The 24,794-nt window shown below is 66.8% G+C and carries 17 protein-coding genes; 10 read left to right on the top strand and 7 right to left on the bottom strand.

What is annotated here, in order from left to right; all coding sequences use genetic code 11:
* Positions 1–138: 138 nt before the first annotated feature.
* The 4 genes from AC3RCJ_RS18295 to AC3RCJ_RS18280 all read left to right on the top strand — a co-directional run bounded on the left by AC3RCJ_RS18295 (position 139) and on the right by AC3RCJ_RS18280 (position 8,865).
* Positions 139–1,881, top strand: a complete 1,743-nt coding sequence (locus AC3RCJ_RS18295) for a methyl-accepting chemotaxis protein (RefSeq protein ID WP_492964682.1) — start codon at positions 139–141, stop codon at positions 1,879–1,881.
* A gap of 486 nt (positions 1,882–2,367) precedes the next feature.
* Positions 2,368–3,954, top strand: a complete 1,587-nt coding sequence (locus AC3RCJ_RS18290; protein WP_492964681.1) for a methyl-accepting chemotaxis protein — start codon at positions 2,368–2,370, stop codon at positions 3,952–3,954.
* Positions 3,955–3,962: 8 nt separating this feature from the next.
* Positions 3,963–5,924 (top strand): putative bifunctional diguanylate cyclase/phosphodiesterase, encoded by a 1,962-nt coding sequence (locus AC3RCJ_RS18285; protein WP_492964680.1) that lies wholly within the window; start codon positions 3,963–3,965, stop codon positions 5,922–5,924.
* A 163-nt stretch (positions 5,925–6,087) separates the two neighbouring features.
* Positions 6,088–8,865 carry an ATP-binding protein gene (locus AC3RCJ_RS18280; protein WP_492964679.1) on the top strand — a complete coding sequence of 926 codons (2,778 nt, stop codon included), beginning with the start codon at positions 6,088–6,090 and terminating at the stop codon, positions 8,863–8,865.
* Positions 8,866–8,869: 4 nt separating this feature from the next.
* Here the strand turns inward: AC3RCJ_RS18280 and AC3RCJ_RS18275 are convergent, their stop codons facing one another.
* Together AC3RCJ_RS18275 and AC3RCJ_RS18270 are read right to left on the bottom strand one after the other, a co-directional pair.
* Positions 8,870–9,790, bottom strand: coding sequence for a lipase secretion chaperone (locus AC3RCJ_RS18275; RefSeq protein WP_492964678.1), 921 nt, complete (start codon positions 9,788–9,790; stop codon positions 8,870–8,872).
* Positions 9,791–9,800: 10 nt separating this feature from the next.
* Positions 9,801–10,715 carry a lipase family alpha/beta hydrolase gene (locus AC3RCJ_RS18270; RefSeq protein WP_492964677.1) on the bottom strand — a complete coding sequence of 305 codons (915 nt, stop codon included), beginning with the start codon at positions 10,713–10,715 and terminating at the stop codon, positions 9,801–9,803.
* 357 nt (positions 10,716–11,072) lie between these two features.
* Between AC3RCJ_RS18270 and AC3RCJ_RS18265 the strand changes: the two genes are divergently transcribed.
* Positions 11,073–11,726: a TetR/AcrR family transcriptional regulator gene (locus AC3RCJ_RS18265; RefSeq protein WP_492964676.1), complete on the top strand. Its 654-nt coding sequence runs from the start codon at positions 11,073–11,075 to the stop codon at positions 11,724–11,726.
* 115 nt (positions 11,727–11,841) lie between these two features.
* On the opposite strand, the gene AC3RCJ_RS18260 is transcribed toward AC3RCJ_RS18265, so the two are convergent.
* Entirely contained in the window at positions 11,842–14,169 is a 2,328-nt protein-coding gene (locus AC3RCJ_RS18260) for a penicillin-binding protein 1A (protein ID WP_492964675.1), read from the bottom strand.
* A gap of 211 nt (positions 14,170–14,380) precedes the next feature.
* Here AC3RCJ_RS18260 and AC3RCJ_RS18255 point away from each other — a divergent pair, with 211 nt between their 5' ends.
* The 5 genes from AC3RCJ_RS18255 (at position 14,381) to AC3RCJ_RS18235 (ending at position 21,260) form a co-directional block, all read left to right on the top strand.
* On the top strand, positions 14,381–16,651 hold the full coding sequence (locus AC3RCJ_RS18255) for an OPT family oligopeptide transporter (protein ID WP_492964674.1): 2,271 nt from the start codon (positions 14,381–14,383) through the stop codon (positions 16,649–16,651).
* A 127-nt stretch (positions 16,652–16,778) separates the two neighbouring features.
* Positions 16,779–17,006 (top strand): hypothetical protein, encoded by a 228-nt coding sequence (locus AC3RCJ_RS18250; protein ID WP_492964673.1) that lies wholly within the window; start codon positions 16,779–16,781, stop codon positions 17,004–17,006.
* A gap of 139 nt (positions 17,007–17,145) precedes the next feature.
* Positions 17,146–17,667, top strand: coding sequence for a sigma-70 family RNA polymerase sigma factor (locus AC3RCJ_RS18245; RefSeq protein WP_492964672.1), 522 nt, complete (start codon positions 17,146–17,148; stop codon positions 17,665–17,667).
* A complete protein-coding gene (locus AC3RCJ_RS18240; protein WP_492964671.1) occupies positions 17,660–18,661 on the top strand; it encodes a FecR domain-containing protein in 1,002 nt (333 codons plus the stop codon). The genes AC3RCJ_RS18245 and AC3RCJ_RS18240 overlap by 8 nt, the downstream gene beginning before the upstream one ends.
* A gap of 94 nt (positions 18,662–18,755) precedes the next feature.
* Positions 18,756–21,260: a TonB-dependent siderophore receptor gene (locus AC3RCJ_RS18235; RefSeq protein ID WP_492963101.1), complete on the top strand. Its 2,505-nt coding sequence runs from the start codon at positions 18,756–18,758 to the stop codon at positions 21,258–21,260.
* Between the two features lie 9 nt (positions 21,261–21,269).
* On the opposite strand, the gene AC3RCJ_RS18230 is transcribed toward AC3RCJ_RS18235, so the two are convergent.
* The 4 genes from AC3RCJ_RS18230 to AC3RCJ_RS18215 form a co-directional block, all read right to left on the bottom strand.
* Complete coding sequence (locus AC3RCJ_RS18230; protein ID WP_492963099.1) at positions 21,270–21,653, bottom strand: hypothetical protein; 384 nt, start codon at positions 21,651–21,653, stop codon at positions 21,270–21,272.
* A gap of 11 nt (positions 21,654–21,664) precedes the next feature.
* A complete protein-coding gene (locus tag AC3RCJ_RS18225) occupies positions 21,665–23,365 on the bottom strand; it encodes a hypothetical protein (protein ID WP_492963097.1) in 1,701 nt (566 codons plus the stop codon).
* A gap of 135 nt (positions 23,366–23,500) precedes the next feature.
* The gene (locus AC3RCJ_RS18220) at positions 23,501–23,863 is read right to left on the bottom strand and encodes a DUF6232 family protein (protein ID WP_492963095.1); all 363 of its coding nucleotides are present in this window, start codon (positions 23,861–23,863) and stop codon (positions 23,501–23,503) included.
* A 133-nt stretch (positions 23,864–23,996) separates the two neighbouring features.
* Complete coding sequence (locus AC3RCJ_RS18215; RefSeq protein WP_492963093.1) at positions 23,997–24,668, bottom strand: UPF0149 family protein; 672 nt, start codon at positions 24,666–24,668, stop codon at positions 23,997–23,999.
* Positions 24,669–24,794: the final 126 nt, after the last annotated feature.

Below are 24,794 nucleotides of genomic sequence, written 5' to 3'. Positions count from 1 at the left end.
GTCATTATGAATTCTAGCCAATTGTAACGAAGCGTACGCCCCACCCCCGCCGCCTTTATACAAGCTACAACCGTTCTACCCGGACATGCCTGCCTCGACCTTGCCAGCTGTTGTAATGACTACATAAAGGACCAAGCCATGTTTAAGAATCTACTCATCAAATGGAAGTTGGCGACCCTGGTCGCCGTCATGATGGCCGCCCTGCTGGTGGTGGGCATCTGCGGCTACACGGGCATCGCCACCGTGGGCGGCGCCGTCAATGAAATCGGCGTGGTGCGCCTGCCGTCGATCCAGGGCTTGATGATGATGAACGAGGGCCAGACGGCCGTCGCCGCCGCCACCCTGACCGCGGCCATCTATGAAAACAATTACCAGTCGCAAGACAAATTTGCGGACGCGCTGCGGCTGCGCACCAAGGCCTGGGCCAATATCGAGGCAGGCCGCAAGCTGTACGAACCGCTGCCGCAGACGCCCGAGGAAGCCGTGCTGTGGAAGCGTTTCCTGGAAGAGTGGGCCGCCTGGAAGGGCGATGACGACAAGGTGCGCGCCATCCTGCGCCAGCTGGCCGAGAACCGCGACGAGCAGCAGCAAAAGAACCTGTTCGTGGCGTTCTACAAGCAGTACGAGGATTCGCGCAGCCTGTTCGGCAAGGCCGAGGCCACGCTCAATGAGATCATCAAGCTCAATAACGGCGTGGCCGACGCCAGCGTCAAGGAAGGCAGCGCTGCCGTGACGCGCTCGGAAAGCCTGATGCTGATCCTGGGGCTGCTGGCTTCGGCGCTGGGCATGGGCTGCGCCGCCTACATCACGCGCGCCATCACCCAACCGATCAATGCGGCCGTGAAAGTGGCGCAAACGGTGGCGTCGGGCGACCTGACCAGCCATATCGAGGTGCACACGACGGAAGAGACGGGGCAGTTGCTGCAGGCGCTGAAGGACATGAACACCAGCCTGGTGAGCATCGTCGGCCAGGTGCGCAGCGGCACCGACACCATCGCCACGGCGTCGTCGGAAATTGCCAGCGGCAACCTGGACCTGTCGTCGCGCACGGAAGAGCAAGCCAGTTCGCTGGAAGAGACGGCGTCGTCGATGGAGGAACTGACCTCGACCGTGCGCCAGAATGCGGACAATGCGCAGCAGGCCAACCAGCTGGCCCTGAGCGCCTCGGGCGTGGCCGTCCGGGGCGGCGCCGTGGTGGGCAAGGTGGTCGACACCATGGACGCCATCAACGATTCCTCGCGCAAGATCGTCGATATCATCAGCGTCATCGACGGCATCGCCTTCCAGACGAATATCCTGGCCCTGAACGCGGCCGTGGAGGCGGCGCGCGCGGGCGAGCAGGGGCGCGGCTTTGCCGTCGTCGCCACCGAGGTGCGCAATCTGGCCCAAAGATCGGCGGGCGCAGCGAAAGAAATCAAGACCCTGATCGGCGACTCCGTGGAAGCGGTGGATGCGGGCAGCAAGCTGGTGGCCGAGGCGGGCAGCACGATGGCGGAAATCGTCGCCAGCGTGCAGCGCGTGACCGACATCATGGCCGAAATCAGCCTGGCCACGCAGGAACAAAGCTCGGGCATCGACCAGATCAACCAGGCCATCGGCCAGATGGACCAGGTGACGCAGCAGAATGCGGCCCTGGTGGAAGAGGCGGCGGCGGCCGCCGAATCGCTGCAGGAGCAATCGGGCCAGCTGGCGCAGGTGGTCAGCGTCTTCAAGCTCGATGGCGCGCCGTCGGCGCCGGCGCGCGCCGCCGGCACGGCCAGCGCGCCCCGCGTGGCCGCTGCCGTTCGCCCGGCGGTGCCCGCCAGGGCGCGTCCCGCGCTGCGGGCCGTGCCGTCCGCTGGCCAGCGCGCGACCAGGGACGACGAATGGGAAGTGTTTTAATTCCTGTCGAGACGAACGGCCGCCCCGCGCGGCCGTTTTTGCATGCCGCCACCGCCCCCCTGTTGCGCGCTGACTAGCGGGAGCCTGTCCCGGCAGACGCGGGCATGCCTTGCTGGCGCCCCTCGCAAGCGCCGACTGGCCGGCATGCCGGGCTGGCCGCGCATCCTCTCCGCGCAAGCCATTGATAAAAAAACAGTGTTACCAAAATAGCTGTTTTGCCATCTACGCAAATCTTTGCAAAACTTAACGCGACATTGCCAGTGAGATAACTCACACTGCCTGCCGTACCACCGCCGCGCCGTGGTCCGTGGGGGCGCCGCATGCCGTTGCGCCATGTTCCTGCCCCATTCCGGCTGACTTTATCGCCTGTTGCGCCCGGTCTTCGCGGACCGCCGGCGGCGACAGCCATTGCCGTCAGCCTGCGCATGCCGGCCCGGCGCGATGAACGATGCACCACACTGAAGGATGCGAATGAAGATGGCAAATATGAATATTGGAACGCGCTTGCGCTGGTCCTTTGCTTTGTTGACCATGTTGCTGCTGGCCACCGCCGCGCTGGGCATGCTGCGCCTGTCCGCGCTGGAAGCGCGCATGCGCGACGTGATCGACGATAAATATCCGAAGACCGTGCTGGCCAACGACATCATCAAGAATGTCAACGTGATCGCGCGTTCCTCGCGCAACCTGCTGCTGATGACGGAGCCGCAGCAGCTGGCGCAGGAGCGCGCCACCATCGCCAGGGCGGGCGGCGCAACGGAAAAGGGACTGGCGCAGCTGGAAAAGGTGGTGCTGTCGCCGCAGGGGCGCGAATTGATGGCGGCCGTGACGCAGGCGCGCGCGACGTTCAACGGCGGGCGCGACAAGGTGCTGGCCCTGCTGGAAGAGGGGGCGCGCGATGAGGCGACGGCCTTGCTGCTCGGCACGGTGCGCGATGAGCAGATACGCTACATGGCCGCGCTGGAAACGCTGATCGCGCACCAGCATGACTTGATGGAGGCGGCGGGTGCCCAGGTGCGCCATGAGTACGCCACGGCGCGCACCCTGATGCTGGCCCTGGGCGCGCTGGCCGTGCTCTTTTCGCTCGCCACCGCCTGGCTGGTCACGCGCAGCATCGTCGCGCCCCTGCAACACGCATTGAAGGTGGCGCAGACGGTGGCCGCGGGCGACCTGACGTCGACCTTCGGCACCCATGGCCGCGATGAAACGGGCAAGCTGCTCGACGCGCTCGCCATCATGAACGGCAACCTGCTCGACATCGTGCAGCGCGTGCGTGAAGGCACCGACACCATCGCCACCGCCTCGACGCAGATCGCGGCAGGCAATGTCGACCTGTCGGCGCGCACGGAAGAACAGGCCAGCTCGCTGGAACAGACGGCGTCGGCGATGGAGGAGCTCAGCTCCACCGTGCAGCAGAACGCGGACAATGCCCGCCATGCCAGCGCGCTGGCCGTCACGGCGGCGAAGATCGCCGGCGATGGCGGCCAGGCGGTGGGCCAGGTGATCCACACGATGGACGCGATCAGCGCGTCGTCGGCGCAGATCGCCGACATCATCGGCGTGATCGACATGCTGGCCTTCCAGACGAATATCCTGGCGCTGAACGCGGCCGTGGAAGCGGCCCGCGCGGGCGAGCAGGGGCGCGGCTTTGCCGTGGTGGCGACGGAAGTGCGCAGCCTGGCCCAGCGCAGCGCGGCCGCCGCGCGCGATATCCGCGAACTGATCGCCAATTCCACGCAGCAGGTCGACGCCGGTGCCGCGCTGGTGGCACAGGCGGGCGCCACGATGCGCGAGGTGGTGGCGGCCGTGGGCCAGGTCAGCCGCATGGTGGCCGACATCACGGCGGCCAGCGCCGAGCAAAGCACGGGCATCGGCCAGATCAGCCAGGCCGTGGTGCAGATGGACGAAGTGACGCAGCAGAACGCGGCGCTGGTGGAAGAGGCGGCGGCCGCGTCGCAGTCGCTCGAAGGCGAGGCGGCGAACCTGCTGCAGGTGGTCAGCGTGTTCCGCCTGCGCCCGGCAACGGCGGCGCTGCCGCGCCGTCCGGCGCCGGCCGTGCCGTGCCTGACCGCTTAGTGGCCTGAGTGGAGCTGCGCGCAACCGCGGGGCGCCCGGGCCTTGCACCGGCCTGGCTCGATGCCGCCAGCACGGCCCTGTGCGCCATGCTGGCGGCCTGCCTGCTGCTGTGCATCTGGGGCTACACGGCGGTGCGTATCGATGACGAGACGCAGCAGGCGCTGGACCGCGCCCGCATCGAGAACCGCGACGTGGCGACGATCCTCGCGGCGCAGCTGGACGACGCCCTGGCCGCCGCGCCCGACCTGCCGGGCGACCTGGCGTTTTTCCTGCGACCCTACCGCGAAATCAGCCGCAAGGCGCATGGCCGCATCGAGATCGGCCTTGCCGGCGGCACCGCGCTGGCGGCGTTGCAGGATGGCCTGCCTGCCGTCGCCGCGCCGGCCGATGGCGCGGTGCGCCTGCTCGAAGTGCGCACCTTGCCGCGCCATGGCCTGCAGGTGCGCGTCAGCCAGGATCGCGGACGGGTGCTGGCGCAGCTCGACGGCCTGCGCTGGCGCCTGGTGGCACAGGCCGCGCTGATCTCGCTGGCCGTGCTGTCGCTGGCCGGCGCCGTGCTGTGGGCGGCGCGGCAGCGCCTGCGCCTGCAGCGGCGCCAGGCGCAGGGCGAGCAGCTGGCCCTGAACCTGCAGCTGTCGCGCGAAAAAAGCCGCGCCGACCAGCTGGCCGCCTGCGACGAACTGACCGGCGTGGCCAACCGGCGCCGTTTCTACGCCGTCGCCGGCGGCAAGCTGCAGCAGGCGCGCCACAGCCGCAACCATTACGCGCTGCTGCTGGTGGACCTGGACCGCTTCAAGCAGGTCAATGAACGCCTGGGGCACCTGGCCGGCGACGCGCTGCTGCAGGAGACGGCGGCGCGCCTGCGGCAGGTGCTGCGCGACGATGACGTGCTGGCGCGCTTCGCCGGCGACGCCTTTGTCGTGCTGCTGTGCGAGGTGGGCAGCGAAGAGCGGCTGGCGGCCATCGCCAGGGCCATCCTCGGCGCGGTGCGCGAGCCGTTCAAGCCCGGCGGCGGCGAGGACATCCTGGCCACGGCCAGCATCGGCATCGCCCTGTATCCGCGCGACGGGCAGGGCGTCGATGCCCTGCTGTCGAGCGCGGGCAGCGCCATGGACAGCGCCAAGGCGGGCCGCGACCGCTACCGTTTCTACGACATGGCGCTGAACCTGTCCTCGGCGCGCAGCCTGGAATTGCAAGGGCGCTTTGCCGGCGCCATACGCCATGATGAATTCTGCCTGCATTACCAGGGCAAGTTCGATACGGCGCAATTGCGCCTGGTTGGCCTGGAGGCGCTGCTGCGCTGGGATCATCCGCGGCATGGCCTGATCTATCCGAACGAGTTCATCGGCCTGGCCGAGGAAACCCAGGCCATCGTCGCCCTGGGAAACTGGTGCATCGATGCCGTCTGCCGCCAACTGGCACAATGGCGCCAGGCGGGATTGCCGCTGGTGCCCGTGGCCGTGAATATCTCGGCCACGCAGCTGCGCGAGCCGCTGCTGCAGGAAACCGTGCTGCGTTGCCTGGACCGCTATGCGATCGCCCCCGGCCTGCTGGAGCTGGAAGTGACGGAAAGCTGCTTCATCGACGACATTTCCCAGGCCAAGCAGGTGTTGTTCCGGCTGCGCGCGCTGGGCCTGACCATTTCGCTCGACGATTACGGTACCGGCTACTCGGGGCTGAGCCATATCAAGATGCTGCCTATCCATACCTTGAAGATCGACCGCTCCTTCATCCGCGACCTGGCCATCGACCGCAATGATGCGATGATCGTTGCCTCGACCATCGCGCTGGCCCGGGGGCTGGGCTTGCAGGTGGTGGCCGAAGGCGTGGAAAGCGGCGAGCAGCTTGCGCATTTGCGGCGCCTGGGCTGCCAGCAGGTGCAGGGGTTTTACCTGCACCGCCCGGCGCCGGCGGCGGCCAGCGCCGCCTTGCTGGCGGGCGCCCGGCCGGCCCTGGCGTGCGAGTCGTGAGCACGGCATGTAACAAGCCGCATACATGAGGCCATGTTGCGGTATGCGTATGCTCAGTAAAATGGTGCTATTGCAAGCCGCCTGCCTTTAAGTGCCGAAGCGCGGCCTGGCAGCGACGCCATGGATTGTTTCTGGCGTCTTTAATACTATTTCCCATGCAAGAATGATGAACAGCCCCGCCCCGGCCTATGTCTTTGGCCCGTTCCGCCTATTGCCGCTCGAGCGCCTGCTGTTCGAAGGCGAACGCGCGCTGCGACTGGGCAGCCGGGCCATGGACTTGCTGCTGGCATTGCTGGAGCGGGCCGGCGAGATCGTCGACAAGCACGAGCTGGTCGCCATCGTCTGGCCAAACGCCGTCGTCGACGATGCGACCCTGCGCGTGCACCTGGCCGCCCTGCGCAAGGTCCTCGGCGATGGCCGCGACGGCCAGCGCTACATCACCACCATCCCCGGACGCGGCTACGGGTTCCTGGCGCCGCTGTCGCACACGGGCCAGGCGGCTTCCGGCGCTTCCGCGCCGGAGCCGCGGCATAACCTGCCCGTCATGCTGACGCGCATGCTGGGCCGCGCCGACGTGAGCCAGGCGATGGCCAACCAGCTGCTGCAATTGCGCCTGCTGTGCATCGTCGGCCCCGGCGGCATCGGCAAGACCACGGTCGCCGTGGCCCTGGCCACGCGCGTGCTGCGCCGCTACGCGGACGGCGTGTGCTTCGTCGACCTGTCGCCGCTGAACGAGGGCGGGCTGGTGCCGCTGGCGCTGGCCACGGCGCTGGGCGTGGCCGTGCCGGCCGGCGACGCCATGCCCGTCTTGCTGGCCTATCTGCGCCAGCGCCACATGCTGATCGTGCTCGATAACTGCGAACACGTGATCGGCGCGGCCGCCGCGCTGGCGGATGCCTTGCTGAAGGGCGCGCCGCTGCTGCATGTGCTGGCCACCAGCCGTGAACCGCTGCGCATCTCCAGCGAGCACCTGCAGCGCCTTCCCGCGCTGGGCTTGCCGCCCGCCGACGTGATACCCGATGCGCAGGCGGCCCGCCATTTCGCCGCGGTGCAGCTGTTTTGCGAGCGTTGCGCGGCCGCCGACGATGGCTTCGTGCTGGCTGATGCCGACGTACCCGTGGTGGCGGAGATCTGCCGCCGCCTCGACGGCATTCCGCTGGCGCTGGAACTGGCGGCGGGGCGCATCGGCCACTTCGGCATCCACGAATTGCGCCGCCAGCTCGATGACCGCTTCCGCCTGCTCACGCGCGGACCGCGCAACGTGCCGCTGCGCCACCAGACCCTGCGCGCCACCCTCGACTGGAGCTATGGCCTGCTCGACGACGAAGAGCGCCATGTGCTGCAGGCCCTGAGCGTGTTCAAGAGCCGCTTCCGCATGGAGTCCGCCGCCGCCGTGGCGGGGCGCGAGGTGTTCGACGTCGTGTCGGACCTGGCCGCCAAGTCGCTCGTCAGCATCGAATTCTGCTGCGAGCACGTGTATTACCGTTTATTGGAAACGACGCGCGCGTATGCGGCGGCGCAGCTGCATGCGGCGGGAAACGGCAATGCCGTGCTGCTGCGCCACGCGCGCCACTGCCTCGGCCTGGCCGGCCGCATCGCCGCCGACTGGGAGCGCATGTCCTCGTCCAGCTGGAGCGCCTGCTATGGCCGCCACGTGGATGACCTGCGCGCCGCCATCGACTGGGCCTTTGGCGAGGAGGGCGACGCGGCGCTGGGCATCGCCCTGACCCTGGCCGCGCAAACCCTGTTCTACCAGCTGTCGCTGATGGATGAATACCGCGTGCGCGTGGAGCGGGCGCTGGAGCGGATGGCCGCGCACGCGATCGAGGACGGCGACGGCGAGATGCAGCTGCATGCGTCGCTGGCGCACCTGCTCATGCATACGCAGGGCGTCACGGGGGCCATGCTGCTGTCCTTCCAGCGCGGCTATGCGCTGGCCATGCGGACGGCCGATACGGCCCGCCGCGCCGAGGCGATCTGCGGAATGTGGATCTGCTGCATGGCGCTGGCCGATTTCCGCGGCGCCGAGGCCTACGTGGCCGAATTCGCGGCCCTGGGCCAGGCGCGGGGCGACACGGCGATGCAGCTGGTGCAGGCGCGCATGCGCTCGGCGGGCGAACATCTGCAGGGGCGCCACGCGGAGTCGGAGGCGCTGGCGCGCATGGTGCTTGCCCATCCCGACGGTGCCGGCCAGCTCGGTTTCAACAATGCCGTGCTGGCCGACCACCAGGTCTGCATGCGGGGCAACCTGTCGCGTTGCCTGTGGCTGCTGGGACGTCCCGACGAGGCCTTGCACACCGCGCGCGAGGCGGTGATGGTGGGCTTCGAGCACAATGGCGCCTCGCTGTGCGTGGCGCTGGCCTTCAGCGCCATTCCCGTCGCCCTGTGGTGCGGCCAGCATGGGCTGGCGCGGGCCTGGACTTGCCTGCTGCGCGAGCATGCGGCCCGTTATGGCCTGCTGTACTGGAGCGCCTGGGGCGCCGGCTACCAGCGCCTGCTTGACGCGGAGGCGCGTCGCGCCCCCTTTTCCTGGTCCCCGCTGCGCAGCTGGCCCATGCAGGTTGACGTCATGGCGACCCTGCACGACGCGGCGGCCGACAGCCAGGCATTGCGGCGCGCCCGCGCGGGCCTGGCGCCGTGGAGCATGCCGGAAGTGCTGCGCCGCGCCGCGCACCGCAGCTGGCGCGCTCTGGAGGCGGACGGACGCGGGGACCTGGCGCAGGTGCGGGCACAGCTGGAAGAGGCGCTGCGGCTGGCCCGGGAGCAGGGCGCGCTGGGCTGGGAGCTGCGCTGCGCCACCAGCCTGGCGCGCCTGCTGCACGCGCAGGGCGCGCGCGCCGAGGCGCATGCGCTGCTGGCGCCGGTGCTGTCGCGCTATGTGCAGGGGCATGCCAGCATGGATGTGATGGCCGCCGCCGCGCTGCTGGCGGAACTGGCGTAGGGGCTTACTCGTAGGCGCCCAGCCGGCGCTGTTCGTCCGGCGTGAAACTGGCGTCGCGCAGCTGCTGCAGGGCCGCCGCATCCTGTGCGCCGCCGGGCAGGCCGGCCTGCTGCGCCTTTTGCGCCCGATAGGCGATGATGCGCTGCTGCCACTGCGATTCTTCGCGGTCCAGCTCCGCCAGCCGCGCCGCCGCCTCGGGCGTGAAGGTACTGGCGCGCAGGCGGTAGACTTCGTTTTCACCGCCGCCCTGGGCCCGCAAGGCCTTGACCGATTCCTCGAGCTTGACCACCTGCAGCGGCGCGTCGCGCGCGGCGCGCCGGGCGGGCGACATTTTTTGATCCAGCGCGGCCAGTTGCGCCTGGCGCTGGGCCTCGTCGAGCGAGGTGTCGCCCAATACCGCCATGCGCGCCACGGCATCGTCGTCATGGGCGTCGCTGGCGCCGAACAGGCCCGCGCTTTCCTCGGGCGTAAAATAATTGCCGCGCAGGGCGCGCATCGCTTGCAGGCGCGCGCGCGCCGCCACGGCCGCATCGGGCTGCGCCGGCAAGGCCTGCTCGGCGCCGGCCAATGCCTGCTTGTAGGCCAGATATGCGCCCAGCAGGCGCTTCGCTGCGCGGGCGGGCACGGGCGCCAGGCGCTTGTCCAGTTCCGCCTCGATCTGGCTGCGGATGGCGGCCAGCGGCTTTTCGCCGAGGCCCGCCAGGTAGTAGTCGAACAGGTGGCCCAGTTCGGCGTCGACCACCAGCTGGTCGCCGGGGGCCACCGTCACGTTGCCGTCGGGCCGCGTGCCCTGCATCGAGCGCACGAACGCGAACAGGTCCGGCTCCGGTTTTTCCGGCGGCGCGGCGGGAGGTTCTCCCGGCCGCAACACCAGGTACAGGGCCAGGGCCGCCAGGCTGGCGCCGATGATCCATTTCGCGTGCATGCGCTGCTCCTTACAGTCCCAGGCCTTGCAGGCGGTTGGCCTGCTGGCGGAAGACGGTGACGGGGTTCGTTTCGAACAGGTTGACGATGCCGACGAACTGGTTGACTTCATCGAGGTGGTTCATGGCGTAGTCGTCGCGGATCACCTTGCCCAGGTGGCTGGAGCAGCTGCTGACCAGGCCATCGTTCTTCACGCCGCCAAAGGCCAGGCTGATGGCCGCCAGCAGCGGGTCGCCCGCGTCGAGCACATTCGTGTACGGTTGCGCGCCGCTCCACGAGAAATAGTACACGCCTTGCACCTGATGCGCGCCTTCACCGCAGGCCGAGGTGGGCACGCCTTGCGGGTGGCGGCCATTAAAAGCCAGCGAGCCGGCCGTGGACAGCGATGCCAGCGAGGCGCCCGCGTTTTGCGGCAGGCCTGCGTTGCCCGACAATAGACTGATCAGCGAGGCGAGCGCATTGCCCAGCGCGCCGCTGGTGTTGGGAATGGCGCCGCTGAGGATATCGGCCACCTTGGAACCCTTGTTCACGCCGGCCACGCTGGTGACGGAGGCCACCAGGTCGGGCCGCACGGAGGCGACATAGCGGGCCGTGGGGCCGCCGTGGCTGTGGCCGATCAAGTTGACTTTGCTTGCCCCCGTGGCGGCGAGGATCTGCCGCACCTGCGACAGCAGCTGTTCGCCGCGCACTTCCGTGCTGTTGGCGGCCGAGACGGTGGTCACATACACTTGCGCGCCGCCGCTGCGCAGGGCGTCGGGCACGCCATAGAAATACTCGACGGGGCCCAGCTTGTCGAAACCGAACAGGCCGTGCACGAGCACGATAGGGTACTTCGTTTGCGTGTAGCCGGCGGCGCCGGCGCTGCCGGGCAGGAGGGCGAGGGTGAGCAGCAGGGTCGATAGCAGTTGCCAGAAGCGAGTCTTCATTTTGTCTCCGTTATTTGAATAATATGGAAATGTCGATGCTGTAGCGATGAACCGTGCACTCCTTACATTCTCGATGCATTAAAAATAGCGAGCGCTCGGTTTATTGAATGTAGCATTGCTGGATTTAAATTGCAGACAATTGCATGATGCAGCGCAATAACTGTGGGAATTTGGCGTTGCGTATGCGTCCATTGCATAGTTGAAAAGTCAAATAGTTGTTTTCCTGAGCTATAATCGGCCCCGCATCAGCCGTCCCGCCGTCTTGCAGCGCCGCCCAGGTGCTGTCTTACATTGCTCATACACCGTTACTTGGGAATGCACTTGTCGACCCATTTTAATTTTGAACAGTTTCAGCAGATGACGCCTTTAAATGGCGAAAACATCTGGGAATATATTCTTGACCGCCACGCCGAGCGCATCGGCGTCAAGCGCCGCAAGCCGGCGCTGGAAAATCTCGAACGCATTTTCGTCGCCACCTTCCGCCTGGCCAATGACGTGGGCTTCCGCGCCATGAGCTTGCGCGACCTGTGCCGCGAGACGGGGCTGTCGATGGGCGGGCTGTACGGCTACATCACCAGCAAGGATCAATTGGCCGAAATGATCGAGGACGTGGTGCGCCATGCCACGCAAGCCTTGCCGCTGCTGTTTGCCGACGTGAAGTCGCCGCTGGACCGCCTTGAGGCGATGATACGCTCGTCGATCTACCTGTCCGAAGTGCTGCAGCCGTGGTTTTATTTCGTCTTCATGGATTCGCGCGTGCTGCAGGTGGAGCAGCGCAGCATGGCGAAGAATTCGGAACTGTATGTGCAGACCCTGATCGCCGCCACCATCGCCGAAATCGCGCCGAAGCCGCAGGGCGACCCCACCTTGCTGGCCGCGCACTGCCTGGCCCTGTTCCAGGACTGGTACGTGAAACGCTGGAAGTACCGCGCGGCGAAGGTCCATGTCGACGATTTCGCCGACAGCGTCGTCAGTACGGTGCGCGGGTATTTGAGCATGAGCGCCGTGTAAACCCCGGCGGCACTTGTCGGGTTACGCCGTCCCGGCTAACCCGACCTACGACTGGCGATTGATGCAGTAAGAGGCAGGTCGGATTAGCGTAGCGTCATCCGACAAGATAGATGCGTCAGTTCGTGGTTTCTATGGGCAGCGTCTCCGGTACCGCCGCCGGGTCCGTCGGCGTCTCCGCCTCCATATCCAGCGTTTTCACGCCGTTCATGTCGATGAATTCATCGTACAGCCACTCGCCGTCGACCTGGCTCAGGCCCGCCGGCACGGCGCGCGTCACTTGCGGGCGCGTGGAGAGTGCGGTGCGCATGTAGTCGATCCAGATCGGCATGGCCAGGGTGGAGCCGAATTCGCGGCCGCCCAGGGACTTCGGTTCGTCGTAACCCATCCACGCCACCGCCACGATGCCGCCGCCGTAGCCGGCGAACCAGCCGTCGACGGCGTCGCTGGTGGTGCCGGTCTTGCCGGCGATGTCGCTGCGCCCCAGCTTTTTCGCCGCCGCCGCGCCCGTGCCCGTGCGCGTCACTTCGCGCAGCATGCTGTCCATGACGAAGGCGTTGCGCGGGTCCAGCGCCAGGGTCTTGTCGTCGTTGGGCGCGGGCGGTTTGGTCTGCATCAATACCGTGCCCCTGGCGTCGACGATGCGGTCGATCAAATACGGTTCCACCTGGTGGCCGCCATTGGCGAACAGGGCGTAGGCGCCCGCCATCTGCACGGGCGTGACGGAACCCGTGCCCAGCGCCATGGTCAGATTGCCGGGCTGGCGCTTTGGATCGAAACCGAATTTTTCCAGGAAGTCGTGCGTATATGACACGCCCAGCGCGCGCAGGATGCGCACCGAGGCCACGTTCTTCGACTGCGCCAGCGCATAGCGCATGGTGATCGGGCCGTCGAACTTGAAATCGTCATTCTGCGGCGCCCACACCTTGCCGCCCGCCTGCATTTCCAGGGGCACGTCGTTGATCAGGGTGGCCGGCGAAAAGCCTTTTTCCAGCGCCGCCGAGTACACGAAGGGCTTCATGGCCGAACCGGGCTGGCGCCAGGCCTGCGTGACGTGGTTGAACTTTTGCAGGTTGTAGTCGAAGCCGCCCACCATGGCGTGGTAGGCGCCCGTTTCCGCGTCCAGCGAGACGAAGGCGGCGGCCACCAGCGGCACTTGCGTGATGGCCCAGTTGCCCTTGGCGTCCTGGCTGATGCGGATCACGGCGCCCGGGCGCAGCTTGATGCCGGCGCCCGCCTTGGCGGACAGGGCAGGGGCGGCAAAGCGCAAGCCCTCGCCCGTGATGGTCTTGGCGTCGCCGTCGCCCGTGTCGGCCACCACCTTGCCGCTGGCTGCTTCCGTGACGACGGCGGCGATCAGGCCGTCGCTGTCCGGGCGTTTTTGCAGTGCAGCATCGATGGCGTCGTCGCGCTGCTCGGGGTCCGCCGGCAGGTCGATGAAGGTTTCCGGGCCGCGGTAGCCGTGGCGCTGGTCGTAGGCGATGACGTTGCGGCGCGTCGAGGCGTAGGCCGCGTCCTGGTCGGCTTTCAGGATCGTCGTGTAGACGCTGATGCCCTTGGTGTAGCTGTCTTCCTTGAACTGCGCATACACGGCCTGGCGCGCCAGTTCGGCCACGTATTCGGCGTGCGTATCGAAACCCTGCTTGCCGCGCGTATTGAAATGCAGCGGCTGGGCCAGCGCCTGCCGGTACTGGCTTTCGCTGATGTAATCGAGTTCGCGCATGCGTTTCAAGACCAGCTGCTGGCGCGCGTGGGCTTTTTTCGGATTGCTGATCGGGTTGTGGCGCGAGGGGTTTTGCGGCAGGCCGGCCAGCATGGCCATTTCCGCGACCGACAGTTCATTCAGCGGCTTGCCGAAATACGTCTGCGCCGCGCTGCCGAAGCCGAACGAGCGCTGGCCCAGGTACATCTGGTTCATGTACAGCTCGAGAATCTGTTCTTTCGACAGGGCCGCTTCGATTTTCAGGGCCAGCATGATCTCGTTGAGCTTGCGCGAGGCGACTTTTTCGCGCGTCAGGAAGAAGTTGCGCGCCACCTGCATGGTGATGGTGGAGCCGCCGCCGTGGCCGAAGCCGTGGCGCAGGTTCGACAGCACGGCGCCGCCGGCGCGCACGAAGTCGATGCCGTGGTGTTCGTAGAAGCGGCTGTCCTCGATGGCCAGCAGGGCTTTTTTCATCATGTCGGGCACTTGCGCGATGGGCACGAAGTCGCGGTGCTCCTCGCCGAATTCGCCGATCAGCACCTTGTCGGCCGTGTACACGCGCAGCGGAATCTTTGGCTGGTAGTCGGTGATGACGCCCAGTTCGGGCAGGCGCGGGCTCACGTAAAGGAACAGGTAGGCCACCAGCAGCACGGCGGCGGCCAGCGCGGCGCAGCCGGCGATGATGATGGCGCGCACGGCGGTGCGGCGCGAAGGCCAGGGAAATCCGGATCGTTGGGCAGTCAAGGCAGTCTCACGTGAGCGTGCGGGGCACGGTGGCAGCGATTATAGACCAATGCGCCAGGCGCCCCGGCGTTGGCGGACACAGGACCCAAGCATCGGGAGCGGCTGCAAAAAACCTTTTCATCGAAACGCGGCTGTGCGATAGTCACGGCTTCAAGAAAATAGCCCGGACGTCGATCCGGGCTGTTTATTTTACAAGACTAAGGAACTTTGTATGGCAAAAGATGCAACACCGAGCGCCATGAAGCCGTATATCCCGGCCGACGCGAAATTGCCCGAAATGACCTTCCGCGCCCTGTTCATGGGCGTCATCCTGGGGATGGTCTTTGGCGCCTCCTCGCTGTACCTGGTGCTGAAGGTGGGCCTGACCGTCAGCGCCTCGATTCCCGTCGCCGTGATCGCCATCACCCTGTTCGGCCTGGCCAAGAAGGTGGGCGGCAAGGATTCGTCGATCCTGGAAAACAGCATCACGCAAACGGCCGGTTCGGCCGGCGAATCGCTGGCCTTCGGCCTGGGCGTGACCATGCCCGCCATTTTGATCCTCGGCTTCGACCTGGAAATCTCCAGAGTCATGCTGGTCGGCATCCTCGGCGGCCTGCTGGGCATCCTGATGATGATCCCCATGCGCCGCACCATGATCGTCGACCAGCACAAGGAACTCAAATTCCCCGAAGGCACGGCCTGCGCCGAAGTGCTCAAGGCGGCCGCCACGGAAGAATCGCGCATCGCCGCCGGCGAAAGCATCGAGAAGGATTCGGCCGCCGCGCTGGACGCCAAGCGCCGCGCCAAGATCATCTTCGGCGGCTTCGCCGTCGGCCTGCTGTATAAAGTCTTCAATATCTCGTTCAAGGGCTGGAAGGACACGCCGGGCGTGGAATTTGCCGCGCCGCTCAAGGGCGGCTCCATCGGCGCCGAGATTTCGCCTGAACTGCTGGGCGTGGGCTACATCATCGGCCCGCGCATCGCCGCCACCATGGCGGCCGGCGGCGTGCTGTCGTATCTGCTCTTGATCCCGATGATCAAGTTCTTCGGCGACAGCCTGACCACCGTGCTCTCGCCGGGCACCAAGTTGATCAGCGAAATGGGCGCCGACGACGTGCGCAGCGCCTACGTGCTGTACATCGGCGCGGGCGCCGTGGCCGCCGGCGGCCTGATTTCCCTGGTGCGCGCCATGCCCATGATCTGGCGCAGCCTGTCGGCCGGCCTGAAAGGCATCGGCAAGGGCGTCAAGAGCAATTCCACCCTGCGCACGGACCAGGACATCCCCCTGAAATGGGTCGTCATCGGCTGCCTGTCCATCATCGCCGTGATCACCTTCGCCACGCCGCTGCACATGAACTTCCTCGGCGCGCTGCTGATCCTCGTCTTCGGCTTCCTGTTCGCCACCGTCTCGTCGCGCCTGACGGGCGAGATCGGCTCCTCGTCGAACCCGATTTCCGGCATGGCCGTGGCCACCTTGCTGTTCACTTGCCTGATCTTCCTCATCATGGGCTGGACGGGCGGGCGCTACTATGTGACGGCCCTGTCGGTGGGCGCCATCGTCTGCATCGCCGCCAGCAATGCGGGCACCACCTCGCAGGACTTGAAAACCGGCTACCTGGTGGGCGCCACGCCGCGCCTGCAGCAGTACGCGATCCTGGCGGGCGCGCTGTCGTCGGCCCTGATACTCGGTCCGATTTTGCTGAAACTGAACGAGGCGAGCACCGTCTACGTGCCGGCCGCGCAGGTGGCGCCTGGCCTGACGGTCGATGCCTCGACGCTGACGGTGACGGGCGCGCTGCATGGCCCGCAAGCCGAGACCGACCACAACACGTACAAAGTCTGGCAAAAGACCGATACCGTGGGCGGCCCGGCCGGCAAATACTTCGTCAAGGACGATGGCCAACTGGCTTACCTCGTCGATCCGGGCATCAATGGCCACTACAGCAAGCGTCCGGACGGCTCGGAAGTAAAGAAATACGATGCGCCGAAGGCCGTGCTGATGTCCTACATCATCAAGGGCATCCTCGACCAGCAACTGCCGTGGACCCTGGTGCTGTTCGGCGTGATGATCGCCGTGGTGCTGGAAATGGCCGGCATCCCTTCGCTGGCGTTTTCCGTCGGCGTGTACCTGCCGCTGTCGTCCACCCTGCCGATCTTCGTGGGCGGCCTGGTGCGCTGGCTGGCGGACCGCCGCAACAACAAGCTGGAACACAACGCCAAGCTCAATGAAGAAGAGCGCCAGCTGGCGGGCGACCGCAGCTCGGGCGTGCTGCTGGCGTCGGGCTATATCGCCGGCGGCGCGCTGGCCGGCATCATCATCGCCATTACGGCCGGCGTGCTCACGCACTTCGACCAGATGATGGCCGACTGGGCCGAGCATGGCAATCCGTTCTACGCGGGCCTGAATGCGGATGCGCTGTCGCTGCTGCCGTATGCGGCCATCATCGTGCTGTTGTACCTCGTGGCGCGTGAAAAGAAGAAGGCTGACGGCGCGCAGCCCTGACGGTGCGCGCGGCCCGTGAAAACCGCCCGGATCAACGCCGGGCGTTTTTCATGCGTGCGCCTCGCCGCTTGCCTGCCGCCGGGATTGACGCATAATGGCGACATTCCCATCGTCGACGAGGCCCGCCATGAACAGTGTCATGCTTGAATACACGGTCGTCACCAATCCCGACTCCTTCGTCGGCTTCAAGTATTACGTCAAGGCGGGGCAGGCCTTCGACGCCGATGATTTCGCCTATTCCTACAAGCTGAAGCGCTCCGCTCTCGATCCTGACAGCGTGCTGGCCACCCGCGAGGCGGCTTCACGCCTGCAGCCGGGCGAGTGGCTGACGGTGTCGCATACGATCGCGCCATAGGGCCATCGTGCCGCAGCGATGCCACCCCGTGCGCGGGTGGCGGCCGCTGCCGGCACCAATCTTGCCGACATCCCCATTTCTGCCTATAATTGAGAATAATTCTCATTAAGTTTGTGCTATCCGCCAGACTCGCCGCTCCATGTCCGCCGACCACGTTTCCCTGCATGACCTCGATGACATCGCCCGACTGTATCGCCAGCACCATGGCTGGTTGCGTGGCTGGCTGCAGCGCAAGGTGGGCAACGCCTTCGATGCGGCCGACCTGGCGCAGGCCACCTTCCTGCGCGTGCTCGCGCCGCAGGGCATGCAGGGCGTGCACGAGCCGCGCGCCTATCTGACGACGATCGCCCGCAACCTGCTGATCAACCATGTGCGCCGGCGCGCCATCGAGCAGGCCTACCTCGACGCCCTTGCCCTGATGCCGGAACCGGTGGCGCCGCCCCCCGAGGTGCGTTTGATGTTCCTCGAACGGCTGGTGGAACTGGACCGGCGCCTGGCCGCGTTGCCTGCACAGGCCAGGCAAGCCTTCCTGCTGGTGCAGCTCGACGGCATGGGGCAGCAGCAGGTGGCTGCCGAACTGGGCATTTCCCTGTCCACCGTCAAGCGCCATCTGGCCAGGGCGGCCCTGCGCTGCTTTTTCCCGGAGCAGAACGATGGATGACGAGCTGCCGCTTTCTCCGGGCGGTGCGGCGGCTGTCGCGCGCGTGGCGCCCGCCGTGGCGCGGCAGGCCGTGCAGTGGTGGCTGGCGCTGCAGGGCGGCGACGCCACGGCCGCGCAGCTCAATGCGTGGCAGCGCTGGCGTGCCGAGGACGCCGAACATGAACGGGCCTGGCAGCGCATCGAGGCCGTCAGCGGCCAGCTGGCAGGCATTCCGCCGCGGCTGGCCGGCGCCGCCCTGGCCGCGCCCGCAGGCGCACAGCGGCGCCGTGCCGTGCGCGTGCTGACGGCGCTGGTGGTCGTGGGCGGCAGCGCCGCCCTGTTGCGCCAGGCGCCCGCCTGGCAGTCGCGGGACGCCGATGCCGGCACGGCCACGGGCGAGCGGCGCACGGTGCGTCTGCCGGACGGCGGCACGCTGGTGCTCAATACCGACAGCGCCATCAAGCTCCGTTATGACAGCACCGTGCGCGCGCTGCAGCTGCTGCGCGGCGAGGTGCTGCTGCAGACGGCGCCCGATGCGCAGCGGCGGCCCTTCCGCGTGCACACCGCCGAGGGAACGGCGCAGGCACTGGGCACGCGTTTCATCGTGCGCCAGCACGACGGCTACACGCAGGTTGGTGTGCTGCAGGGGGCTGTCGAGCTGCAGCCAGCGGCGCCCCATGGCCAGCCGCGCGTGCTGCGGGCGGGCGAAGAGGGCGGTTTTACGCGCGACGGCGTGGGCGCGGCGCGTGCGCTCGATGCCGGCGCGGGCGCCTGGGCCGACGGCATGCTGGTGGCCGCGCACATGCGCCTGGATGCCTTCCTGCTGGAGTTGGCCCGCCACCGGCGCGGCCACCTGGGATGCGATCCGGTGCTGGCGCACCTGCTGGTGTCGGGCGCCTATCCGCTGGCCGACACCGACAAGGTGCTGCTGGCGCTGACGCAAGCCTTGCCCGTCGAACTGCATTATCTGACGCGCTACTGGGTCACCTTGCGGCCGCGCGCGACAATATATTGAAAATACATGGACTGTTTTTGCCTGCTGTCTTGTCAAGGGAGGTGAGGGCCCAGGTTTTGGCCCGTTCCACCCATCCATGAGACGAAGGCATGCCATGAACGATCGCAGCACATTCCATCCCTCCACGCGCTTGCGCGCACCGGGCCTGTTGGCCATGCAACCGCTCGCCCACCTGGTGCATGCGCTGTGCCTGGGCGCACTGGCCAGCCTGGCCTGCGCGCCGGCGCTGGCGCAAGCGGTCGGGCAGGCCGAGGCCCTGCGCCGCTATGCCATTCCGGCCGGGCCGCTGGAAGCGACATTGAACCGGCTGGGGCGCGAAGCGGGCTTGCTGATCGCCTTTGGCTCGGCCGCGACGGAAGGGCTGCGCAGCGGCGGCGTCAGCGGCAGCTATACGGTGGACGAGGCGCTGGCACGGGCGCTGGCCGGCACGGGACTGGCCGCCGTGCGCACGGTCGGCGGCGGCTATGCGCTGCGCGCCGCCACCGCGTCGGCCACCGGCGCGGCGGCGGACGGCGTGCAGACGATGGCGCCCGTGACCGTCAGCGCGCTGGCGCAAGAGGAGGACCCGTGGGGCAAGGTCGGCGGCTATGTGGCGCGGCGGGCCAGTACGGCCACCAAGACCGACGCTTCCCTGCTGGAAGTGCCGCAATCGGTGTCCGTCATCACGCGCGAGCGCATGGATGACCAGGGCGTGCGCACGCTGAACGACGCCATCCAGTACACGGCCGGCTTGCGCAGCAACACGGCCGGCGCCAATCCGGCGGACGACAGCCTGTCGGTGCGCGGCTTCAGCCAGTTCTCGGGCGCATTCTACCTCGATGGCATGCGCCTGATGCCCATGGGGACGCTGGGTTTCTTCGGCGTGGAGCCGTATGGCGCCGAGCGCGTGGAAGTGCTCAAGGGTCCCTCGTCGGTGCTGTACGGGCAGAATGCCCCGGGCGGCATCGTCAATTTCGTCGCCAAGCGCCCTGCGGCGGACCCGCTGCGCCAGGTGGAACTGTCGCTCGGCAGCCATGCGCGCAGGCAGCTGGCGCTCGACGTGGGCGGCACGCTGGCCGACGATGGCAGCCTGCAGTACCGCCTGGTGGGGCTGGCGCGCCAGGCGGACCAGCAGATCGACTACATGAAGGACGACCGCTACTATCTGGCGCCGAGCCTGAGGTGGGCGCCGAACGCCCGCACCAGCATCACCTTGCTGGGATTTTTCCAGAAGAACCGCGCCATGCAGTCGTCGAACGTGCAGTGGGATGCCTTGAATGGCAGCAATCCCAACGGCCGCCTGCCGCTGACGCGCTTCCTTGGCGAGCCCGGCTTCGACCACGAGCAAACGCGCGTCGCCTCGGCTGGCTATGAAGCGCGCCACAGCTTCGACAGCGGATGGACGCTCAGGCAGAACTTCCGTTACCTGCACGCGGATAACCATGAGCAGTATATGTTTCGTTACGGCAATTTGATCGAGCATGCGATCAGCAACCGCGAGATCGATACGCGCGACGGCAAGGGCGGCGTGTATGCGCTCGACACCAGCGTGACGGGCCAGGTGGCGACGGGCGCGCTGCGCCACGAACTCGTTGCCGGCATCGATTACAGCCGCAGCAACACTTCGTTCAGTTCGTATATCGCCGACGGGCCGCAGATCGATATCTACCGCCCCGTCTACGGCGGCGCGCTGGACCTGGCGGCGCTGGCACCCGACGCCCTGCGCCGCGAGCATAACCGGCAGCTGGGCGCCTACCTGCAGGACCGCATGCACTACCGCAGCTGGGTCTTCACCGTGGGCGGACGCCAGGACTGGACGCGCCAGGAGCAGATCAATCTGCTGGTATCGCCGTCGAGCACGACCTTGCGCAAGCCCACGGCATTCACGGGCCGCGCCGGCATCACTTACCTGGCGGCGAACGGCCTCGCGCCTTACGCCAGTTACAGCGAATCGTTCTCGCCCGTTTCCGGCGCGGACCGCCTTGACCGTCCGTTCGAGCCGGAAACAGCCCGGCAAGTGGAAGTCGGCGTGAAATACGCGCCTGGTCCGCATCTTTCCGTGACCGCCGCCGCATTCGAACTGCGCCGCCAGAATGTGCTGACGACGGACCCGGACGACCCGAATTTCTCGATCCAGCAGGGAGAGGTGCGCTCGCGCGGCATCGAACTGGAAGTGGCGGCGCAGCCGAGCAGCCAGTTGAAACTGCTGGCGTCCCTGACCTACAATCCCCTGAAAGTGACGCGGGCGAATGCGGACATGTGGGGCACGAACGTGCAGGGCAAGTCGCCGTATGAAGTGCCCCGGCAGATGGCTTCCGCGTGGGCCGACTACGCCTTTGCCGGGCGCTGGCGCGGCCTGTCGGCCGGCGCCGGCCTGCGCCATGTCGGCGCCAGCTGGGGCGATGCTGACAATACCTTCCAGGCACCGGCGTTCACCTTGGCCGACCTGTCGCTGCGCTATGACCTGGGCCAGGCCCGCAGCGACTGGCGCGGCCTGAGCGTGGGCATGACGGTCAAGAACCTGTTCGACAAATACCATGTCGCCTCGTGTTTCTCGGCGCGGGCGTGCAATTATGGCGAACTGCGCAATGTCGGCGTGCGCCTGGGCTACGTCTGGTAGCGCGCGTACCTATGCGGGTGCCAGCCAGGCGCGCAGCTCGTCGCAGGCCCGCTGCGCCGTCGTCTGCGTCAACGTCAGCACGATGACTTTTTCCCGCGCCGCGATGTGCCCGTCGCCGCTTGCCAGCTCGATGGCTTGCTCGAAACTCGTATAGTCGTGGCCGGATTCGCGCGGGCATTGCTGCACGATGCGCGCCGCCTTGGCGGTGCCGCGGTTCGCCAGGTTGACGATCGGATTGCCGTCCTCAAATGGCTGGCCATTGGCAAACGCGGTGCGCAGATACGGCGCGCATTGCCCGTCGAGGAAGGCCAGGCGGGCCTGCCACCAGGCCTCTGCCGCCGCATACACGGCCTGGTCCTCGAGAAAATCGGCAAACAGGAAGTCATCCATCATTTTTTCGCCGGCTAGATGCCGAACACTTTCAAGATTGCATCGGTGAACCCCTCAAACCAGCTGCCCGCCTTGCCCGGCTGCTTGCCGTGGCGCGGGGTTTCCTCGTACAGGTAGACGCCATTCTTACCGTCGAAGCGGTCGTTGAACAGCGCTTGCCGGCCGCGCAGGTAGGGGATGAAGGTTTCGCTGCGGCCCGTCGAGTACAGCACGTCGGTAGTAAAACCCAGGGTGGCGGACTGGCTGATGGAGCGGCCCTGGCCGGCCCGTTCCAGGCGCACGCCGCGGCAGCCGCGCACGATCAGCGTGACGGGGCCGCGAAAGACGATGAAGCGCAGCTGCAGGGTGAGCCAGGCATGCAGGCTGCCCAGGCGCCAGTGGCTGGCCATCGCCAGCGGCTGGTCCGCCTCGCGGATCAGGCCCACCAGGCCCCTGGGCTGGAACACCAGGGCGCTGCCTGCGGGCAGGTGCAGCACGGCGATCTCCAGCAGCGGATCGTCGCTGGCGGAAATCGTCACGGATGCGCTTACGTCGCTTTCCAGCCGCGTCAGCGCCACCATGCCGGCCGCCAGGCTGGTGAAGGGGAAGCGCCAGTCCAGCAGCCACTGCGTGCGCTTGGTGCTACTGACGGGCGACGACTGCAGGTATTCGGGGTGGATCAGCATCCGCTGGCCCGGCTGCAGCAGCACTGCCTGCGAGACGGCGGAAATGCGCGACTGGCCATCGGGCGGCAGGGGGAGCGCGATGGCCGGCACGTTTGGCGCGTGCGCGATGGACAAGGGCTTCAGGCGCGAAGCGATGGGCGCCAGCACGAAGTAAAAGAAGGCCCGGATGGCCGGCGGCAGCAATATCGCCGACAGCACCAGCAGGGCGGCCGCAGGGCCGTAGCGCGCGAACAGCTCGCGCAGCGCGCGCCACCAGTTGTCGCGCAGCTGTCCTTCCATCGACGCCATGGCGTGGACCAGATCCTGCCGGCGCGCCTCGATGCGTGCCTGGTCGAGCTGGAATGGCGATACGCTGCCGGGGCCAATCGCGGCCAGGTGCTGGCGCTGGGCCATGTAGCGCTGGTAGGCCAGGACATTGGCCTCGCGCAGGCGCGTTTCCTCGGCCTGCAGCGCGGCCATTGACGCGTGCGGCGCCGTGCCGGGGAGATGGGCTTGCAGCGGGTGCGCCTGTCTCAGCGCCTGTTGCCGGGCCAGGTTGCCCGAGAGCGCCTGGTAGGCTTGCCGATGTTCGCCGTGCAGCCGCAGCAGGGCCTGGCGTGCGCTGTCATTGCCAAGGGCAATGCGCAGCGATTGCAGATAGGCGCGTTCCTGCAGCAGCAGTTCGATGCGGATGTGCTGCTCGGCCTGCCTGGCGACGGCGTCGCCGAGATCCTTGCTGGTGGGCAATGCCAAGGTGAAGGACCAGGGTGTTGCCGCTTGCCGCAGCGCGCGCAGCGCCACGTCGATCTGCGCGATGCGCGCGGCGATGGCCTGGTCGGACGCCTGGCGCAGCGCTTCGACGCGCGCCTGCGTCTCCCCGCTCAGCGTTGCCTGGCGGGCGCCGGCCTGGCTTGCCGCATCGCGCAGCATGCCTAGCCTGGCCTGTCCATCGTGAAATTGCCGTGCCTGTTCCAGCAGCGCATGGCCGGCCGCGAGGATGGCAACGAACAGCAGGAATTGCAGGACATGGCGGCTGATGAAGCGTAGCAGGGAAGCGAGGAGGAGGCGCAATGGTCGGCAAGCGTAACACTAGTAATACGGCGGTGGCGGCGGCCGCAATGGCCCTGGCAGGCGTACCGGCCTGCGGGGCCGGCCGGTACGCGCCGCCTGATTTTACCGCACCGCCGTCATGGCCGTGCGGTTTGGTCAGCCGCGGTGGATCATCGCTTCATTGACGGCCTGGACGACCTGGTTCAGGTATTCGCGGTTCTTGGTCATGAGGGCGCGTGTTTCACCGGCAGAAGTTGCCAACAGAACATGGTAGACGGGCTTGATCAGGAACAGCACGGCGAGACCGGCTCCCAGCACCAGCAGGCCGAAAAAAGGACTGGCGCCGACCATGATGCCCAGGCCAACCAGGGCAAGGATGACGCCAAGTGCGCGTGGCGGTTTTTTCTCAAATGGCTTGACCGATGTCACATTGCTCATGGCATAGGTCTGGCCGCCGCTGACAAAACGGGCGTTGGTGACCTTGACATCGCCTTGCTCAAAAAAAGTGCGCTCTTCCATGGGATTCCTGTATGGTGAAAAAATGATTAATATTGTTGCATTTCAACAATCTTTTCACTATACACAGTTGTGTATTGCCAATACTCACACATTGTCACATTTCGTCCGCATGGAACATCGGCGCAGAATATTTCTACGCGGCATCGCTATCGGCGCAGCATTTCTTGTACTTCTTGCCGCTGCCACAGTGGCAGGGGTCGTTGCGTCCCGTTTTCGGCAGTTCGCGCAAGACGGTGGCGCCGGGCTGGCTTTGTTTCAGGTGGCGCTGGCGGGCCCAGGCCGCGTTGATGGCGATGACGGCAGGAATGACGCCATCCATGGCCGTTTCGGCCGCCTCGTCATCGAGCTCGCTGGCCGTGGCCAGGTGCTGGAATGGCGCCAGGTATTGCGGGTGGCTGACGGCCAGGGCCGCCCATTGAGGCTTGTCCAGGCTGGTGCCCAGCATAAAACCGGCGCACCAGGCGGGCACGCTCCATGCGGGGCCGCAGACGTAGATGGGCTCGAAGCTGTCCGGGTCCTTCGCCAGCCATTCGACCATGTAGGCATGGTGGCGCTGCGCCAGGCTGGCCGCCCGTTCGCTGGCATCGCCCGGCGCGGGCGCGGCGCTGCCGGCCGCCTTGTCCCAGACCCAGGGCAGCCACTGCCCGGCGGCGATCTGTTTCGGGCTCAGGGCGACGGCGGTCAGAAAACCTTCCAGCATCGACACATCCATGGCGGCGCCGGCCAGCGCGGGCGCGGCCAGCAGGGTGTCGAGTTCGGCGTATTCGTCGTCGGAGAGGGGCGAGGTGGTGGAGATGCTGGACATGGGATTTTTCTGTAATTTGATTGAGGTGGCCATCGGCCCTGGCCATATTGTACCGCCCGGCAAGGGGAAAGCCGGCGCCGGAATGAAAAACGGCGGCCCGCAGGCCGCCGTTCTGATCTACAGCAA

The organism is Janthinobacterium sp. GW822-FHT07H11 (assembly GCF_058798615.1).
This window is presented reverse-complemented; position numbering and strand designations above follow the sequence as displayed.

Coding starts and splice junctions, on each gene's coding strand:
- AC3RCJ_RS18295 (WP_492964682.1), top strand. CDS start 139: ATGTTTAAGAATCTACTCATCAAATGGAAGTTGGCGACCCTGGTCGCC.
- AC3RCJ_RS18290 (WP_492964681.1), top strand. CDS start 2,368: ATGAATATTGGAACGCGCTTGCGCTGGTCCTTTGCTTTGTTGACCATG.
- AC3RCJ_RS18280 (WP_492964679.1), top strand. CDS start 6,088: ATGATGAACAGCCCCGCCCCGGCCTATGTCTTTGGCCCGTTCCGCCTA.
- AC3RCJ_RS18275 (WP_492964678.1), bottom strand. CDS start 9,790: ATGCACGCGAAATGGATCATCGGCGCCAGCCTGGCGGCCCTGGCCCTG.
- AC3RCJ_RS18270 (WP_492964677.1), bottom strand. CDS start 10,715: ATGAAGACTCGCTTCTGGCAACTGCTATCGACCCTGCTGCTCACCCTC.
- AC3RCJ_RS18265 (WP_492964676.1), top strand. CDS start 11,073: ATGACGCCTTTAAATGGCGAAAACATCTGGGAATATATTCTTGACCGC.
- AC3RCJ_RS18255 (WP_492964674.1), top strand. CDS start 14,381: ATGGCAAAAGATGCAACACCGAGCGCCATGAAGCCGTATATCCCGGCC.
- AC3RCJ_RS18250 (WP_492964673.1), top strand. CDS start 16,779: ATGAACAGTGTCATGCTTGAATACACGGTCGTCACCAATCCCGACTCC.
- AC3RCJ_RS18245 (WP_492964672.1), top strand. CDS start 17,146: ATGTCCGCCGACCACGTTTCCCTGCATGACCTCGATGACATCGCCCGA.
- AC3RCJ_RS18240 (WP_492964671.1), top strand. CDS start 17,660: ATGGATGACGAGCTGCCGCTTTCTCCGGGCGGTGCGGCGGCTGTCGCG.
- AC3RCJ_RS18235 (WP_492963101.1), top strand. CDS start 18,756: ATGAACGATCGCAGCACATTCCATCCCTCCACGCGCTTGCGCGCACCG.
- AC3RCJ_RS18230 (WP_492963099.1), bottom strand. CDS start 21,653: ATGATGGATGACTTCCTGTTTGCCGATTTTCTCGAGGACCAGGCCGTG.
- AC3RCJ_RS18220 (WP_492963095.1), bottom strand. CDS start 23,863: ATGGAAGAGCGCACTTTTTTTGAGCAAGGCGATGTCAAGGTCACCAAC.
- AC3RCJ_RS18215 (WP_492963093.1), bottom strand. CDS start 24,668: ATGTCCAGCATCTCCACCACCTCGCCCCTCTCCGACGACGAATACGCC.